Source organism: Acanthopleuribacter pedis (assembly GCF_017377855.1).
GTDB classification, from domain to species: Bacteria; Acidobacteriota; Holophagae; order Acanthopleuribacterales; family Acanthopleuribacteraceae; genus Acanthopleuribacter; species Acanthopleuribacter pedis.
Map to the genome: position 1 here is coordinate 22,704 of NZ_JAFREP010000048.1, position 16,976 is coordinate 39,679.

Consider the following 16,976-nt stretch of genomic DNA (forward strand, 5'->3'; position numbering starts at 1 on the left):
CTAAGGTTTTCCTTACGAAACGCGGTGTTAAAAGTTACGCTTCGGGTTTAGGCGGAGGCGCCGACGAGGCGTTTCTGCCTGGCTTCAGCTTCTCTACGGTAGAGGTTGTCGGCCCAGGTGGTGAACTGACCTTGGGCTTGGTAAGCGGCCGCGTAAGCGACGTAATGTTGGGAACGTTCAATCAGCATGGCTTTCTCTTTTTCGGTGAGTTCCCGCACCACTTTGGCGGGACGTCCCAGAATTAAAACGCCGGGCGGAAAGTGCTTGCCTTCCGTGACCAAGCTACCCGCGCCGATCATGCTGTCGTGGCCGATGACCGCGCCGTCCATGACCGTGCTGTGCATGCCGACCAGGACTCGGTTCTCAATGGTGCAGCCGTGAGCCAGAACATGGTGACCGAAGGTGACGTCGTCGCCGATGGTGAGGGGATGCATGCCGAACGAGGTGTGAAAGGTACAGTGGTCCTGTACGTTGGTGCGTTTACCGACGCGAATTTGATGGACGTCGCCGCGAATGGCCACATGGAACCAAATACTGCATTGTTCACCGAAAACCACGTCGCCGTTGATGCGGGCGCTGATATCGACGTAACAACTCTCGGGGATTTCGGGCGATTGCGCGAGATGGGGCAGAGAAAGTTGCATGACACACTCCTTGGGGAAAACTAAGCCGGACGCGGATGACGCGGGTGCATCGTCGCCGAAGGAAGCGTCGGGGGTCGCCGAGAGGCGCCGCGAAATCCGTGTGGTGGGGAAGGCTGATCCTCTATTCTACAGGAAAGGGCTCAACAATTTTTCGACCAAATCGGATCTTCGCTTAACAAAAGGGGTTCTGGTTCAAGTTCAATGCCAAAGGTGGTCAAAACCCCCTGTTGAATCGTCTCTTTGAGGGCGAGGATCTCGGAAGCCTTGGCATTGGCGCGATTAATCACCGCGAGGCAGTGTTTTTGGGAGAGGCCCGCGCCCCCGGCAACGTACCCTTTGTGGAAACCGGACCGCTCTATCAGCCAGGCGGCCGACAATTTGACGCGGCCCCCATCCATCGGCCAAGCCGGGTGGTCGGTCGGGCAACGTTCCTGGAAGGCCGCGTACGCCGCCGCATCGATCATCGGATTGGTGAAGAACGAACCACAGCTTCGTGCGTTGGGATCGTCCGCGTCCGCGACCATCGATTTCTCACGGCGGATCGCCAGAACCGTCTCGCGTACCGTCGCGAGGTCGAGTTGGCCGTCGAGGCGTTTGACCAGCTCGGGGTAGGTCGGCTGGGGTGTGCCGCCTGGTTTGAGGTCAAAGGTTACGGACAGAACCACGGCCCGGCCGCGAAGCCGGCGCTTGAAGATGCTGTCGCGGTAGGCGAATTCACAGTCGGCATTGTTGCGCCGCTGGATGGTGCCGCTTTCCAGGTCAAGCGCCGTTACCGCGAAGATGGTTTGGGCGACTTCCTGACCGTAGGCGCCGATGTTTTGGATCGGCGCGGCGCCGACCAAGCCGGGGATCCCGGACAAACAACTGATTCCGGCCCAACCTTTGGCGACGCAATAGGCGGTGAAGGCGTCCCAATTCTCGCCCGCCGCGGCGGTAACCCGCACGCGGCCGTCGTCGAGGGGCACCGAATCGATGCCCTTGAGTTGCATGTGGATCACCAAGCCGTTGAAGCCGTCGTCGCCAAAGAGCAGGTTGCTGCCGCCGCCCAGCACAAAAAAGGCGAGGTCGCGCGCACGTGCCCAGGCAATCAGTGCTTGGAGCTGTTCGCGGGTATGGGCCGCCGCGAAATATTTGGCCGGGCCGCCGATGCCGATGGTGGTCATGGGTGCCAAGGGAACCTGTTCTTGAATGCCGAGCCTGTTTTGGGAAAGCGGATCAACCATCGATGTCCGTCCTTTTTATATAACCTGAGAAACGCGATAACTCGTGGTGATTTTAGCTAATCCTCTGGGCTGCAACGGCCTGTAAAAATGCTCATCGCACCCGGCGGGTGCGTGTCGTGCGCGACCCCGGTCCGCTTTTTCCAAACCATTTCGCACCAGATCATTAGCTAAAATCCCTCACGCTTATCGCGCTTCTTAGGTATAAGGATACCCCGTGAACAGCCTATTGTAACTGAATCGCCGTGTCGGGAGGCTCGCCGTGACGCGGCCACTCGGGTATACTGTGCGGTTGGGCGGCGGCGCGGCCGACGGCGACGCTTGCAGCCCAAACGATTCAGCGTGTCCCACCAAGGGTGTGGCCGGCGCGTTTTGGGACCAATGTGTGGGGTAGTCCTGTTTTGACTTCTTTTCTGTACCAAATAAACAACCTGAGAATCCCTGTAGAAGCAGCGCCGGGCCTTTTGCCCGGCCGCATTGCCAAAGAGCTTAAGATCAAAACCAACCAAATTGTTTCGGTCACGCTGGTGCGCGAGGCGATAGACGCCCGCAAGAAACCGCGTGTTTTTCGCGTGGTCAACCTGGCTTTCACGACGCGAACGGCACTCGCGGAACCGTTGCCGAACCAGGTCAAAAAGCTGGAGCGCGATCCAAAAGAGGTGCCGCGGCCCGAGACCTTACCGCTTGCGCAACCGCGCCCCGCCGAGAAACCGGTGGTGGTGATTGGGGCCGGCCCCGCCGGATTGTTCGCGGCCTTGGCTTTGTGTGAGGCGGGTGTGCCCACGGTGCTCCTGGAACGCGGCAAACCGGTGGAAACGCGCATGCGCGATATCGGTCAACTGCGTTCCCACGGCGTTTTGGACCCCGAAAGCAATGTGTGTTTTGGGGAGGGCGGTGCCGGCACCTATACCGACGGAAAGCTGTATACCCGCATCAAACACCCCTTTGTGCGTTGGGTGTACCGTCGCTTGGTGGATTTTGGTGCCCCCGAACGAATTTTGGTAGACGCCCATCCCCACCTCGGTACCGATAAATTGGTGAAGCTGGTGAAGGAAATGCGCCTGCACCTGATCGCGCAAGGAACCGATGTGCGCTTCGGTGCGCGGGTTACCCGCGTGGTGATCGAAAAAGGAAGCGCGCGAGGCGTGGAACTGGCCGACGGTTCTTTCATAGCGGCGCGCGCGGTGGTGCTGGCTGTCGGCCATTCGGCCCGCGATACCTTGGCGCAATTGCACCAGGACGGGGTGCGCATCGAACCCAAACCTTTTGCCGTGGGTGTGCGCGCCGAACATCCGCAAACCCTGATTAACCAGTCGCAATTCGGCACCCCGCAACCACCGGGCGACTTGGAGGCGGCGGCCTACCGCTTGACCCACCAGGCTGACGACCCCCGTATCGGCAAACGCGGCGTCTATTCCTTCTGCATGTGTCCCGGTGGTTTCATTGTTCCCAGTCCCACCGAACCCGAACACATGGCGATCAACGGCATGAGCAATGCCAATCGCTCCGCGCCTTTTGCCAATTCCGGCATTGTGGTCCAGGTAACGCCCGAGGATTTGATCGCCGAGGGTTACCAGGAACATCCGCTGATGGGCATCCAGTTCCAACGCGATTTAGAAGCCGTTGCCTTCCGCGCGGTCAAGGAGCCGTTTCGGGCGCCGGCCATGCGCATTGACGATTTTGTCAAACGCAAGGCGAGCGGACAATTGGCCGCCGGCCATTTTCGGCCGGGTGTCGAGGCGATGGACCTCTGGGACGTCTTGCCTCATTGGATTGCGACCCCCATGCAGCAGGCCTTCAAACGCTTTGATCGCTTGATTGCCGGTTATGCGAGCAGCGAGGGCAACATTTTGGCCGTGGAAAGCCGCACCAGTGCGCCGATTCGCATCACCCGCGACGCGCGTTTTGAGGCCGAGGGCGTGCGCGGCCTCTTCCCCATCGGCGAGGGGGCTGGTTATGCGGGCGGTATTGTCAGCGCCGCGGTGGACGGTTTGCGCGTGGCCGAAATACTCATCGGCGAACCCTAAAACAGCGCATTCGGGTCGAAGGTTCAAACGAGGGGCACAGGAACGTCCCTCCTCCCTAAGCGAGGATCCCGTTGGATCAGCGGGAAAGAGCCCTGGGATTCGGCGTCAATTTCAAACAGACCGGTGATCGGTGAGAAGGTGTAGCAATCGACCCGGTCTTTCAGGGGCCGAAAAATGGTGTAGCGCGGCAACATCACTTCTTGGTTGTCGCAATGGTAATCACACACGAAATTATGAGAAACGCCTTAATAATTTTCTAGCAGACCTTTGCGGAGTTCGATGCCCGCTTCTTTGAGTTCTTTATGCAGTTCTTCGTACACCGCGCGGCCTTGGGTGTTAAAACGGCCGGGACTCATCAGATTGATGACCGGGTCGCGGTGTTCCGCGTCGGGATAAGCCGTCACCAGGTTGCCGCTTTCGATGAACGCGCGGTAGGAAGCGATTTTGGTGCGCAACAGCGCCTCGTGACGGTCGGGGTCCTCGTTCCAGTGGAGGTGATCGCTAATGGTCAGAACCACCTTGCCGCTTTCGCGGTCGACACCGATAAAATCGACCTTATCCGCCTCGAGAATCGTCATCATCAACCTCCATGGTGTTTGGTTCTCTGTTTATAGCATGCCCGGCGAAAAATTAGGGCGACACAAAAAAAGGGGAGACCGCTGTCTCCCCTTCGATTGTTGGTTGGGAGCCGGCTAGCCCCCGATTTGTTTGAGCAGTTCGTCGACCGCGCGTTTTAATTGGGGGTCGCTGTCCGCTTCATTCGGGCCTTCTGGGACAATCACGTCGGGAACGGCCGGGCCGTTTTCCATGTTTTTGTCGGTTGCCTTGGCGTACCAGCCGCGGTAAGGACGGCGCACGCGGGTACCGTCGATCATGGTACGCGCGCCGGTTGAAATCACCGCGCCGAAGGTGGGTTGGCCGACCACCAGACCGCGCTCGGTTGCTTGGAACGCGTGGCTGAAAATCTCGGCGTTGGAGTAGCTGTACTGGTTACAGAGCGCAATTGCCGGGGCGGTCCAGGCCGAGAACGGCATGCGTTCGCCGTACGGATAGGTTTTGGCGAATTTCGCTTTTTCCTTCTCCAAATCGGCCGCGGCGCCGCGCGGGATGGTGTAAGCGTGTTGGCGCACGCTCAAGACCATCATCATGTAGTCCGTGGTCCAGCCGCCGCCGTTGTAACGGACGTCGATGACCAAACCTTCTTTGCCTTGGCCTTGGGCGATCAGTGAGGTTTCAAAGGTGTAGAAGCTGGACAGATTCATGCCGCGGATGTGCACGTACCCGAGCCGGCCGTTTGAGTACTTCTCAACCAGGGCGCGCCGTTCATCCACCCATTCCTCGTAGACCTCGGTGCGAACCGATTCCAGCGGGCGGATGACCACGCGGCGTTCTTCGCCTTTGCTGTCGGCGACCTGGAGGACGGTTTTCTCCTTGGCCGTGCCGATCAACAGCTCGTAGATGTTTTGGTCGGCTTGCAGCGTTTCACCGTTAACCGCGAGGATGCGGTCGCCTAGCGCGAGTTTGGACGACGGGCGATCAGCCGGCGTGTCTTCGATCACATGGGCTACTTCGAGTCCTTTTTTGGTGGTGCGGAAGGTGACGCCCAGCTTGCCGCTGACCTCGTCCTCGGTTTCGTAGCGGTCGCCGCCGAACATGCCCAGGTGACTGCCGTTGAGTTCACCCAGCATCATGCCGAATACGTCGCGGAAATCGCGGCGGGTCGAGGCGCGCAAGGCCCAGGCACGGTACTTTTTGTGGGCCGCGTCCCAATCCGCGCCGTGGAACTGGGGATCGTAAAACCCGCGGTCCATCATGCGCCAGGCTTCGTCGAAGATTTGCGCCATTTCGGCACGGTGGTCGATGGTGAGATGGGCGCGGAATTTGATGTTTTTGCTTTTGCCGTCGGGCAAGCTAAAACGTTTAATTTTGCCGGGACCGACCGCGGCGAAGAGGTTCTTAGCCTTGGCGTCCACGGTCAGACCGCGCAAGCCCGGGCTGTCGGCAATTTCTTCCAGTTTGGAACCGTCCCAATTCACCTTGTAGAGTTTGTTGGGGAAAAAGGCGTTTTTGGCTTGGTTGCCGCCAAAGAAGATCATCTTGCTGTCGGCATCAAACGCGATGGGTACGCCCAAGCCTGAGGTGCGGGTGACCTGGACCAGCCGTTCGTGGATGTTTTTGAATTCGATGGTGATCGCTTCAACACCCGCGTCTTCCTTCTCCTCTTCGCCTTCTTCGTCGTCACCGTCTTTGTCTTTTTCAGCGTCGTCTTTTTTGCCCTTGCCCTTGCCTTTGCTTTTGGGTTCTTCGTCCTCGCTTTCGTCCCAATCTTCCTTGGTTTTGAGCCAGTCCTCTTTGTTTAGCCACAGCAGCCACACGTCGTGGTCGGTGCCGTCCCGGGCTGAGGAAAAGGCCAGTTTTTTGCCGTCGGGGCTCCAGATCGGCCGGCGGTCAACGCGCGGGTGCAAACTGACGTTGGTAGCGGGTCGTGAACCGTCGATGGGTTGCAGGTAGATGTCGTTGTTAAAGGTGAGGTCTTCCTGGACGTAGGCGACCCAGCGGCTGTCGGGACTCCAACTCAGATCGTCCGGGGGCGACCAACCCTCGTACAGGGCTTTTTCGTTGCTAAGCGCCTTGTCGGCGAAGTCGGCCACGATCAGATGGGATTCGTCGCGCAGGAACAACAGCTTCTTGCGGTCGGGCGAGGGTAGCGGGTCGGTTTCGTCAACCTCGGTTTCGGTCAGTCGGGTGAGGTTGAAGTCCAGCGTTTTGAAAAGGTTGGGTTCGTCATCGTCGGCGGAGCTAAGCGCGTAGAGATCGTATTGGCCCGCGCGATCCGAGGCAAACACCAGCGTTTCATCGTCCAGCCAAACCGGGCTACGGTCAAAGGCCGGGTTCTGCGTCAGGCGAACCGTGCGGCTTTTTTTGTCGTCGTTTTGGACCAAATAAAGTTCGCCGCGAATCGCGAAGGCGATCAGCTTGCCGTTGGGTGAGACGGCCACATCCCCGGCACCGTCACTTTTTACCTGACGTTCCAGGTTGGGGAAACGGCTGTCGCGGGTGATGTTAATCGCCAGCGGGGCCGAATTCTTTTCGCCCGCGCGCTGCAGGAACAAGCGGGTGTCGCGTTCGTAAACCAAGACCGAGCCGTCGGCCGAGGCGGCGAAGGTGCGAATATTTTCGTCGTTGCCTTCCGTAATCAGCACCGCATCGCCCTTGGGTTTGCCCGTGTTATCCAGTTCCAAGCGGTAGAGGTTGTACAGGTCGTTGCGGTCGCTGCGAAACACCAACGTGCGTTTCCCGGTCCAGCGCGGGGTGTCGTCCGTGCCGTCAAATTCGGTAAGTTGGTGGTAACTCTTCTTTTTGATGTCGTACAACCAAAGTTCGCGGTTGGCGGGGCCGCGGTAGTGGCGGCGCCATTTGCGGGTGGCACCGATCACGAACGCCATGTAACGGCCGTCGGGGGAAATCGAACCCTCGTGGCCGAGACCGTCCATAAATAAGGTGGGGGTCCCGCCCGTGAGGGGGACCGTCATAAATTCGTCCAGCCAGCCGAATGGGGCGTGGGCGCGATTGGTGGCGAACAAAACCTGTTTGTCGTCGACCCAACCGCAGAGCGCGTCGTCCGCATCGTGGAAGGTCAGGCGTTTGGGCGTGCCGCCCTGGACGTCGACCACCCAAACATCGCGGTTGCCGCCGCGATCACTGTTAAAGGCGATCTGTTTCCCGTTCGGGCTGAAAAATGGGTTTTCGTCAAAAGCCTCGTTAATGGTGAGGCGGCGTGCGACACCGCCTTCAATCGCTTGCAGCCAAATATCGCCCTGAAACGAAAAAGCAACCCAGGCGCCGTCGGGGCTGACGGCCGGTTGGCGTGCGAACGGCGGCTCTTCGGCGGAAAGGGGCAGACCCAACACCGTCATCACCGTCAAACACAGCAAAAAACGGGTGAGTCGTCTTGAAAAGCAATGCAACATGTGTACTCCCTGAAAAAAGTTCCCTCGGTCGGCCTAAATGAATCAATAGGAACACGAATGTTCGTAGGTAAGTCGTTCCCGCGGCCGGAAAGGTTTTGGGGTGCCGAGGGCGTCGGCAAAAAAACGCGGCATACTCACTAGGTTAACGCGTAAGGGCACCTTAAATCAGGTCAGCGCGTTTTCCTAGAAGCCGTCGGAAAGTCGTCAAATGCGATATGCGAATCACCATGCCCGTCACCCACCCCGAAACACCGCGTAAAGCGCTGTCGGCGCCGGGTTTGTCTCGGTAGGCGGCATTTTGGCCGAGGTGCGCGGATCGGACCGATTCCTGTGATTCGGAAATACGACCTCATCCTAGCACAGGCCGCCCGCCGCGGTGTTCTGTCTCCACTTATGTTTCCTATTGTCGTACTTCCTCAAAGAAAGCTCACACGGATCGGGTTAAAGTAAGGCGGTTCATCTTTTGGCCACTGAGGAGCGCGCGCTTGCGAACAGTATTGGAACATCAACACTTGTTCCCCTTGGGGGAACGCCTGGGACCGGATTCGCTGTATGTGGAACGCGACACCGATATTCACAACTTTGAGCAATGGTTGGCCTGGATACCCCGGGGTTTGGCTCAGAGTCGGGCATTGGTTGCCCGCGCGGGAAGTGGGAAGTCGACGTTTTTGCAACGTTTGTTTAACCGGCTTTGGCAACAACGCACCGACTGCGTTCCTTTTTATTACGAAATCCCGGCCGCCTCCATTTGGCTGCCCAATCTCGCCGAGCATTACTTCCGGGTTTTTGCCTCCCATTACCTGGCCTTTCGTTTGATGAAACCGGATCGTGTAACCCAACTTTATGATTTTAAAGATATTGCACGCATTGCCGAGGCCCAACAACTCCACGCGATTGCCGAGGATGTGCACCAGTTACAGGTGTTCTTTAGCGGCGGTCGCAACGACCAGGCTGCCGAATTGGCGTTTAGCGCGCCCCATCGCTACGCCCAAATTTTTAAAACGCCGGTGGTGGTCTTGCTGGATGAATTCCAGCGTTTGGGTACGGTGGTGACCAGCGACGCCTTAAAACAAGTGCGCGAACCCTCGGCTGTTTCGTTCTTCGAGCCTTGGCTGGCTTCCAAAAGCGCGCCGGCCCTCCTGGCGCTTTCCAGACGCGGTCGGCAGGCCGCGATGATCGATCCTTTGGTTCGCGCCGGTGCCGTCACCCTCTACGATTGGGATCCCTGTCTGTCTTTTGAAGAAGGGCTTGAGGCCGTGTTCCGTTATGCCCAGGATTACAACGTCGGGTTGACCAACGAAAGCGCCCTATTGCTGAACAGCATTACCCAAGGCGATGCCTGGACCATCGCGCAAGTCGTTCGCCGTGCCGGTCGTGCCGCGCTTGATCTCGACAGTTCCGCCGCCGTCAAACAAGCCGTGACGCGCGTGATGAGCGAGCGCGACGAGGTGTTGGCGCTGTCGTGGATGTTGGCGTTCGAAAGCTCCGCCTTGGATCTCGACGACCCCTTGATGCGGCGACTCTTGTTTGTGTTCACCGACCGCGCGGGCAAAGACTGGAGCGTCGCGCAATTGCTGGAACATCTCGAACTCGATGAAACCCAAGAAACCGCGCTGCAAACGCGGCTGGACATGTTGCACAACGCCGGCTTGATCTTGACCACCACCCGCCACCGTGTCTACCAGGGCCACCGCGACCCGACGCTCCAGTTGGTGCTTCACCAGCGTTTTGCGCCCGAGGGCGGGGCCGCCCGTGTTTTGGAACCCGTTTACCGTCACCGTCTCAAAAGCTTGCGCAAACACTACCCCACCTTGGAGAGTTTGCTACACAAGGTGTCGCCGCGTTTCGCCGCGCTCCAGTTGGGTTACGACATGCGCGAGCGCGCCGAATTTACGCTGGACACCTACTTCGATCATCTCGACGACGCGTCCGTCTTTCGGGTTGGGCGCGTGTTCTGGCAGTATGTGGCCGAAAAGCGGATTGGTGACAAATGCCGCTTCGACCTCAAAATTACCGACCAAAAAGGGCGGGTGCTCCTGGTGGATGTCATTTGTGGCGAACGCTGGGTGGACGTGGACACCGTCCACGACTTTCTCTCGCGCATCCGTTTCTTTCGAGAGGCCGAGGGCACGGCCGAGACCTTCGCGGGTCTGCTCGCGCTGGAGGGCTTTTCACCCAACGCGCTTAAGCTCTGTGCCGAAAACCAGATCGGTGTCACCACGCAACTGCGTTATTTGCGCACCACTTGGAGCGAGGAAGCCCTGAACTGAGGCGGCCGCGATGTAAGCTTGCCCGCCGCGGGCGCCATGGTGGTCGGCTTTGACCCGCCCGCGCCGTTTCAACACAACCAACGGCGTTGGGTCGTGACCACCACCATTCCTGGGTTAGGCGTCCTTGCGGGTTTCCTGAACTTGAACTCGGGACTTGACCGGGAAGGCGACCTTAAAGGTGGCGCCGCTTCCCGGGCCGTTGCTATGGGCCGTTAAGGCGCCGCCCAACTCCGCCATGATGTTGGCGCAGGCATGCAGACCGAAACCCAAACCGCCCTCTTTGGTGGAATAACCGGAGCGGAAAATATTGACCAGGTCGCACTCGCCGATACCGACCCCGTTGTCGTTGATCTCAAACAGGATCATGGTTGCGGCGGCATCGTAATGGAGCGACACCCGAATCAAACCCGGCTGGTTGATTTCGGCGTGTTTGACGGCGTCCCTGGCGTTTTTCAGCAATTGCTGCATGACAAAACGAATTTTGTTGACCGGCAGAAACGAGCGCGGTGTCGTTTGGAAGTCGAGCGCGACTTTGATTTTGGCCTGGGCCAGCGAGAGCTGTTCCAACCGCAGTACTTCCTTAAACAGGTTGGCTGGATCGATTGCCTGGGCAATCGATCCCACGTGGGCGTACTCCTGTTGGGAAAAAATGGTGTCCTTGATGTCTTTAATGAACTTCTCGAGTTTCTGCGCCTCCTTGCTGAGGTGCGCGTGCTCGCGGGTTAATTGTTTGCCGACCTCGAAGTAATAGGTCGTCAGTTGCCGGCCGCGCGGATCTTTTTCGAAAAAGGTTTGCCGCTCGTCTCCCTGGGCTTCCACCAGTTGTGTCGCTCGCCGCACCTTTTCAATCGCCGACTTTCGCAAAGTTTCGTTAATGACGTGGCCGCTGATGTTGAGGCTGTTGAGCGTGTTGCCAATGTGGTGCAGTACGCCGATGGCGATTTCCGCCATACCCGCCTGGTGCGCGTTTTCGATCATGCCCTGTTGGGTCGCGTGTAATTGGGCGGTGCGTGCCTCGACCAGCTTTTCCAGGTTCTCCTTGTGGTGGTTGAGTTCCTCGTGGTTTTCAAGCAGTTTCTGGTAAGAGTGATGCAGTGCCGATTGCATTTGGTTAAAAGCCGAGACCACGTCGTCCAGTTCGTCCGGTCGCTCCTGTCTCGACCTGCGCTCCAGGGTTAACGCTTCACTGGGATCGTCGAGGCTGAAATCCCGTGCCTTGGCCGCGATTTTGTCCAGGTGGCGAATGAGAATCTGGTTGAAAATAAACAGCATAAACGCGGAAACCAAAAAGGTTTTAATCGCCTGGGTGACCAATACAATCGAAACGCGGCGCCGCAAGCGCTGGTACACACCGTCCATGCCCGCCTCGACCGTCAGCGTTCCCAGGTGGTTACGCACCCCGTCTTTATCCAGAAAAAGCGGCACCCGGCGCACCAGTTTGGCGCCCACGGCCGGTTTGCCCACCGCGATGGTGTCAAAGTCCACCGGTTCTACCCGGACATAAACCACGTCCGGTAACTGCAGGATCCCATTCAGGTGTACCGCGACCTGGGCAAAATCGATGTTCCATACATCGTCCGTGATGGATTGAACAAAGCTGTTGTCGATTTGTTCCATCTGCGCATTGAGCTGGCCCACGTCGCTGTTGTAGTCCAGGTAGAGCTGAATTGCGGTGGCAACCAAGGTGAAAACCGAACTCATCAGGAGAATGTTAAAAACCAGTCGGCCGGCAATGCCGCCGCTCCATTTTATTCCGGTTTTGAAGGTCACCTTGCGCCTCGTTGTTGTGTGTTGAATTGAGTGGTGGCCGTGGTGCGGCCTGTTCGGGAGGTGCGACGTCCTCGGGAAAACACCGCTTTTCTTAGTTTGTTGGGGTAGAAGACATTGCTTTGATTGCAAACAGGGTTTTGGGTCTGTCCGGTGAATCGAACTTTTCAATTAGGGGGATACGATTGTTAACGACCCTTTTTACCGAAAACATAAAAAGAATGGGCTGAAACACGGGTTGCAGACCTTATTGCAAAAAACAATTCCCAGCCGGCTTGGGTAACGGGTTCGGAAAAAAGCGGTTTTTTGCATAGGGTGTGAAATGCTACCCAAGTGTGCGAAGGCCCTCGGCTAAAATACCGGGGTGTTTTTCCGGGTCAGCGGTGGGTCGGCTCGCCGCCATTTTGGGGGACGCCTTCGACCCTGACCTGTGGTAATGTGACAAAAAAACGGGAGCAAGCGCTATGTTTTTGTGTTTCGAAGCGGATGGGAAACGGTCTGCGTTCCCCGAGTCGGTCTTGTTGGGTGTTGACGAAAATGGATTCACCGTGCAAAACGGCGGCGGAAACCGACCCGTCACCTTCTTTCGGATGGACGCGTTCCAAGGTGCCTGCCAGAACTTCCAACAGGCGCTCAATTGGGTGCGTCGTAAGCAGGGCACCCAGCAAGGTGCCCAGGGGCAAGCACGGCCCCAAGCGGCGCAAGCCGCGAACCTGCCCAAGCAGCCCAAGTTCTAGCCCGCATTTCTCACAAGGAATCCTGCTACGAAGCCGAAACCCCTGCGATTACAAGGGGGCGGCCATCCGCCTTACTCGGTCGAGCCGCCTTCGCCTCAGCTGCTATGCCGATAGGTCGGCCCCGCGATAGGTCGGCCCCGCGATAGGTCGGCCCCGCGATAGGTCGGCCCCCTATGCCGTCTCTCGGTCGTTATCTTCGTACTCACAAGGCTTTCAGCTTCTCGCGACGAATCCTTGTGAGAAATGCGGACTAACCCGTTTCACGCGACCGCGCCGGCCTTTTTCGCCGGCCGTTGCCACCCCGTGGTTTCGCTAAAATCCTCGCGCGTGTTCGCGCTGCCTAGGTTTCATGGTCGAGTGATTCGTCCAGGTGGCCGAGCTGCGGCAGCATGACCACAATCAGAACCACCAAACTCAGCGCCAAGCCGACCAAACTCCAGTTGGCTGGAATATCGAGTTTCGTGAGCGCCGTCCAAACCAGGCCTGAGCCGACGATGCCGATGTAATTGCAGAAGTTAATCGCACCGAGGATTTCACCTTTTTCACCCAGCGGCGGTTTGGCCTGCATGTACGCCGCCATCGGGACGTAGTACAAACCGGAGCCGATACCCGCCAGGAGGAGCGAGGTGTAAATCATGCCCATCGGCATGCTGGTGAAATACAGCAGACCCTCGCCGACGGCGACACAGACACCGCCGAGGATGATCGTGCGTTTGCTGCCCAGTTTCTTTTCGATCAGGGAGCAGAGCAGGCAACCCAACATAATGCCGGCCGACAGTGCCGCGAGAAGGAACGAGGTACTGCGTTCGTCGAGACCGAGCAAGCGGGTGCCGTAGTTGTTAATTGCTTGGGTGACGATGCCGCCGGAGAACCAGAAAAACGAGGCGGCGATGACCGTGTCGAGCAGGGGTTTGTCGTGCCAAATCTTTTTGAGGCTGCGGCCCATGTTGCCGAAGGGGTTGATGCCGAACGGGATGTCGGGTCGGTTGGCCTGGCGCGGTTTAATTTGGTAGACCGTAAGGATGCCCAGGATGGAGATGCCCATGCAAATGACACCGGCCCACCACAGTTGACCCTTGAGGCTGTCGGTGAGAATGCCCGCGAAGGCCATGCCGAGGATGATCGCCAGGAAGGTCGTCATTTGGACAATGCCGTTGGCTTTCACCAGCAGGCTGGTTTGCACGATTTCGGGGATGGCGCCGTATTTGGCCGGGCCGAAGAAGGTGGATTGGGTTCCCATCAAAAACAGGGTGAAGAGCAGGAGTTCCCAGCTTTGCAGGTAGAACCCGAGGGCGCCCAGCCCCATGATCACCCATTCGCCGACCTTGGAGGCGCGCATCACCGTGGTTTTGGAGAAGCGTTCGGAGACCAAACCCGCCATGCCGCTGAACAAAAGGAAGGGCACGGAGAAGATGACCATCACCACGCCTTGTTTGTCGTCGGCGGAAATGCTGAGTGCCATGAACAACATCATTTGTTTGAAGACGTTGTCGTTAAAGGCACCCAGGTATTGGGTCAGCGTGAAGGCGATAAACGAGATGTTGCCGAGTTTGTCCGCGGGCTGGGCGGTTGGGGCCGTGTTGCGCAAGGGAAACTCCTTCACGAAGGGATTGTTGGGGTGAACGCGCTTGGAAAAAAGGGGTTTAGCCGACGGCCGCGTTATCGATCAGGCGAATGCCGCGCAACCATGCGCCGAGGAACAAGCGGGTGTCCGCCTCGAGTTGGGTCACCTCGTTAAGGAATTCGGGTTCGCGGAACGCCAGGTAGTCCAGTTCCAAACCTTGCGGCCAAGCCTCGGTTAATTGGGTTTTGAGGGCTGTTGCATCGCGTTCGCCCGCCGCGAACGCAGCCTTTGCTGCTTGCAAGGTGCGGTACAGCGTGCGGGCTATGTCGCGATCCGCCGGCTTGAGGTAGCGGTTGCGGCTGCTCATAGCCAGACCGTCGTCCTCGCGGACCGTGGCGCAGCCGACCACGTCGACGTTGAGGTAAAAGTCGGCCACCATGCGGCGGATAATCGCCAGTTGTTGAAAATCTTTTTCGCCAAAGTAGGTTTGGTGCGGGCGCACCAGGTTGAGCAGCTTGAGGACCACCGTACAGATGCCCGGGAAGAATTGCGGCCGGCTGACCCCACACAGTTTGGCGGCCAAGTCGCCCGGCAAGACGCTGGTTTGTGCCTCGGCGGGGTAGAGATCGGCGACGTCCGGGTACCAGACCAGGTCGCCGCCCGCCGCCGTGGCCAGTTCGAAATCGCGGTCGTTGTCGCGCGGGTACGTGTCGAAATCCTCGTTGGGTCCGAATTGGGCGGGATTCACAAACACCGAAACCACCGTGAAGTTGCCGTCGTTGCGGGACGCTTCGACCAGGGCTTGATGGCCGCGGTGCAGGCTGCCCATCGTTGGCACAAAACCGATGGTGTTGCCCTCGCGACGTTGGTGTTCGAGGATTTGGATCATTTCATAAGGATGGCCGTCGATGCGTTGGCTCATGATGTGCTCCTTTGGCGGGGGTCGGGAAACCGTACCCACAACGCGGGCCGCGCCCATCGGCGAGGCGACGGCGAAGCAAGCATGATTGGGTACCCTTGAGACATGCGCCATCATGGCACATTTTGGGTAAGGTTACCGAAAGAAGTGCGTCAGGGCGCATCAGGTTAACCCCGGCGTATTATGAAAAAAGCCGTTGGGGGCGATCCCAACGGCTTCGGAAAAAGGTGTTACGAGAAAAGAGGGCGGTTAGCCGACTTTGGCGGTGAGGCTTAAGTCGCCGCCGTAAAGCTGGATGTTGTCGGCCTTCTTGCTTGGCTTGAACGATTCCTTGAGGGTGGGGAAGGCGCCGTCGTGAACCGCTTCGATGAAGGCGGCAAGGCCGTCGCCGCCCGTTGCCGAGAGGTCGGCGAATTGGCGGACGAACTTGGGGGTACGCCCGAAGCTCATGCCCAGCAGATCGTGGGTGACCAAGACTTGGCCGCTACAGGCCGGACCGGCACCGATCCCGATGGTGGGAATGTCGAGTTTGCCGGTAATCTCCTCGGCCAGGTCGTAGGGGATGCATTCGAGGACCAGGGCGAACACGCCCGCGTCTTGCAAGGCGAGTGCATCGTCGACCGCGCGCTGCCATGACTTAAAATCTTTCCCTTGGACTTTGAAGCCGCCCAGCGCGTTGACCGATTGCGGGGTCAAACCAATGTGGCCCATAACGGGGATTTCGGCGTCTAAAATCGCCTCGATCATGGGGATGCGTTTGCGGCCACCTTCCAGCTTGACCGCGTCGGCACGGCCTTCGGTGATGATGCGGCCCGCGTTGCGCACCGTTTCTTCGCGGCTGATATGGTAGCTGAGGTAAGGCATGTCGCCGACGACCAGGGCCTGTTGACGGCCGCGGTTGACGGCGCGACAGTGGTAGACCATTTCGTCGACCGTCACTTCCAGCGTATCTTCTTTTCCCTGAACGACCATGCCGAGGGAGTCGCCGACCAGGATCATGTCGGTCCCGGCGCGGTCGACCAATTGGGCCGTCCAGTAGTCGTAAGCGGTAAGCATCGTGAGTTTTTCTCGCGACGCAACAATCCCTGGCACCGTCTTTTTGCGGACAGGGGGCTTCTTGGAGTTGGTTGACTCCTGCAAAGGTGAACTCATGTGTGTGTCTCCTACTACAAGCCCGTTTGGGGTCTCGTGTATCCATCCTGAGGGCGTCGTGTCATCCGCGGGGAGGATGTGAACCCGCGGGGAAAGCGACGGACAAGCGCAGGGAAATCAAAAACAGACCTGACCGCCCCGAGGATCGGGGTCGTTTCGGTAAATAGGTTCCATGCGCGAGGAGAGAGTATAGCACAGACCTGAAGCATAATTCAGGCAAGGATCAAAAAGGGCCGGGCTCGGAAAAGGAAAAAGAAGATAGTGGTAGAGGGGACAGGAGAATGAAAAAGGAAACGGGGGTGATGAAAACGGGAAACGGGGATGATGGGGTGGTTGTTCCCGCGTGTGCTGAAAACGGGAAACGGGGGTGATGGGGTGTTTTTCCCGCGTGTGCTGAAGGTACACGCACACCGCCATGTGGGGCCCACCATTTTTTTAAACGTTCGCCGAAGGCGGACTTCAACCCGTTGCCCTGAAAGGGCTAGCTATGGCAGCCCAGGGTCGGGCCCTTTGAAAAAGGGGCCTACCCTGGGTCATTGGGGTTCCCGAAATGCAGGCGCTGTAAGTGCCGGCCTCAGTGCCAACGCCAGTCCCTTCAGGACTGGGTGGGCGGTGAATCGGGGCGTCCTAGGGTGGCAGTCGCTTCGCTCCCTTACCCCAGGCTGTCATAGATAACCCTTTCAGGGTAGCCGGCAGTGGTTCGGC

11 protein-coding genes are annotated in these 16,976 nt (G+C 58.4%); 3 read left to right on the plus strand and 8 right to left on the minus strand.

Features of this window, described 5'->3' with window-relative positions:
- Positions 1-47 precede the first annotated feature (47 nt).
- Positions 48-644 (minus strand): gamma carbonic anhydrase family protein, encoded by a 597-nt coding sequence (locus J3U88_RS31605; RefSeq protein WP_207863024.1) that lies wholly within the window; start codon positions 642-644, stop codon positions 48-50.
- Positions 645-784: 140 nt separating this feature from the next.
- Positions 785-1,867, minus strand: a complete 1,083-nt coding sequence (locus J3U88_RS31610; protein ID WP_207863025.1) for a UDP-N-acetylmuramate dehydrogenase — start codon at positions 1,865-1,867, stop codon at positions 785-787.
- Between the two features lie 398 nt (positions 1,868-2,265).
- Here J3U88_RS31610 and J3U88_RS31615 point away from each other — a divergent pair, with 398 nt between their 5' ends.
- Positions 2,266-3,891: an NAD(P)/FAD-dependent oxidoreductase gene (locus tag J3U88_RS31615; protein ID WP_207863026.1), complete on the plus strand. Its 1,626-nt coding sequence runs from the start codon at positions 2,266-2,268 to the stop codon at positions 3,889-3,891.
- 245 nt (positions 3,892-4,136) lie between these two features.
- Here J3U88_RS31615 and J3U88_RS31620 read toward each other — a convergent pair whose 3' ends face one another.
- Positions 4,137-4,469, minus strand: a complete 333-nt coding sequence (locus tag J3U88_RS31620; protein WP_207863027.1) for a DUF6572 domain-containing protein — start codon at positions 4,467-4,469, stop codon at positions 4,137-4,139.
- Between the two features lie 114 nt (positions 4,470-4,583).
- The gene (locus J3U88_RS31625) at positions 4,584-7,862 is read right to left on the minus strand and encodes a S41 family peptidase (RefSeq protein ID WP_207863028.1); all 3,279 of its coding nucleotides are present in this window, start codon (positions 7,860-7,862) and stop codon (positions 4,584-4,586) included.
- Positions 7,863-8,347: 485 nt separating this feature from the next.
- Between J3U88_RS31625 and J3U88_RS31630 the strand changes: the two genes are divergently transcribed.
- Positions 8,348-10,132 carry a hypothetical protein gene (locus J3U88_RS31630; RefSeq protein WP_207863029.1) on the plus strand — a complete coding sequence of 595 codons (1,785 nt, stop codon included), beginning with the start codon at positions 8,348-8,350 and terminating at the stop codon, positions 10,130-10,132.
- Between the two features lie 114 nt (positions 10,133-10,246).
- Here the strand turns inward: J3U88_RS31630 and J3U88_RS31635 are convergent, their stop codons facing one another.
- Positions 10,247-11,902, minus strand: coding sequence for an ATP-binding protein (locus J3U88_RS31635; RefSeq protein WP_207863030.1), 1,656 nt, complete (start codon positions 11,900-11,902; stop codon positions 10,247-10,249).
- A gap of 461 nt (positions 11,903-12,363) precedes the next feature.
- On the opposite strand from J3U88_RS31635, the gene J3U88_RS31640 reads away from it, so the two are divergent.
- Positions 12,364-12,636 (plus strand): hypothetical protein, encoded by a 273-nt coding sequence (locus J3U88_RS31640; RefSeq protein WP_207863031.1) that lies wholly within the window; start codon positions 12,364-12,366, stop codon positions 12,634-12,636.
- Positions 12,637-12,976: 340 nt separating this feature from the next.
- Here J3U88_RS31640 and J3U88_RS31645 read toward each other — a convergent pair whose 3' ends face one another.
- The 3 genes from J3U88_RS31645 to panB all read right to left on the minus strand — a co-directional run bounded on the left by J3U88_RS31645 (position 12,977) and on the right by panB (position 16,271).
- Positions 12,977-14,224: an MFS transporter gene (locus J3U88_RS31645; protein WP_207863032.1), complete on the minus strand. Its 1,248-nt coding sequence runs from the start codon at positions 14,222-14,224 to the stop codon at positions 12,977-12,979.
- A gap of 55 nt (positions 14,225-14,279) precedes the next feature.
- On the minus strand, positions 14,280-15,122 hold the full coding sequence (gene panC, locus J3U88_RS31650) for a pantoate--beta-alanine ligase (RefSeq protein ID WP_207863033.1): 843 nt from the start codon (positions 15,120-15,122) through the stop codon (positions 14,280-14,282).
- 246 nt (positions 15,123-15,368) lie between these two features.
- The gene (gene panB / locus J3U88_RS31655; protein ID WP_207863034.1) at positions 15,369-16,271 is read right to left on the minus strand and encodes a 3-methyl-2-oxobutanoate hydroxymethyltransferase; all 903 of its coding nucleotides are present in this window, start codon (positions 16,269-16,271) and stop codon (positions 15,369-15,371) included.
- Between the last annotated feature and the right edge of the window lie 705 nt (positions 16,272-16,976).

Coding starts and splice junctions, on each gene's coding strand:
- J3U88_RS31605 (WP_207863024.1), bottom strand. CDS start 644: ATGCAACTTTCTCTGCCCCATCTCGCGCAATCGCCCGAAATCCCCGAG.
- J3U88_RS31610 (WP_207863025.1), bottom strand. CDS start 1,867: ATGGTTGATCCGCTTTCCCAAAACAGGCTCGGCATTCAAGAACAGGTT.
- J3U88_RS31620 (WP_207863027.1), bottom strand. CDS start 4,469: ATGACGATTCTCGAGGCGGATAAGGTCGATTTTATCGGTGTCGACCGC.
- J3U88_RS31625 (WP_207863028.1), bottom strand. CDS start 7,862: ATGTTGCATTGCTTTTCAAGACGACTCACCCGTTTTTTGCTGTGTTTG.
- J3U88_RS31640 (WP_207863031.1), top strand. CDS start 12,364: ATGTTTTTGTGTTTCGAAGCGGATGGGAAACGGTCTGCGTTCCCCGAG.
- panC (WP_207863033.1), bottom strand. CDS start 15,122: ATGAGCCAACGCATCGACGGCCATCCTTATGAAATGATCCAAATCCTC.
- panB (WP_207863034.1), bottom strand. CDS start 16,271: ATGAGTTCACCTTTGCAGGAGTCAACCAACTCCAAGAAGCCCCCTGTC.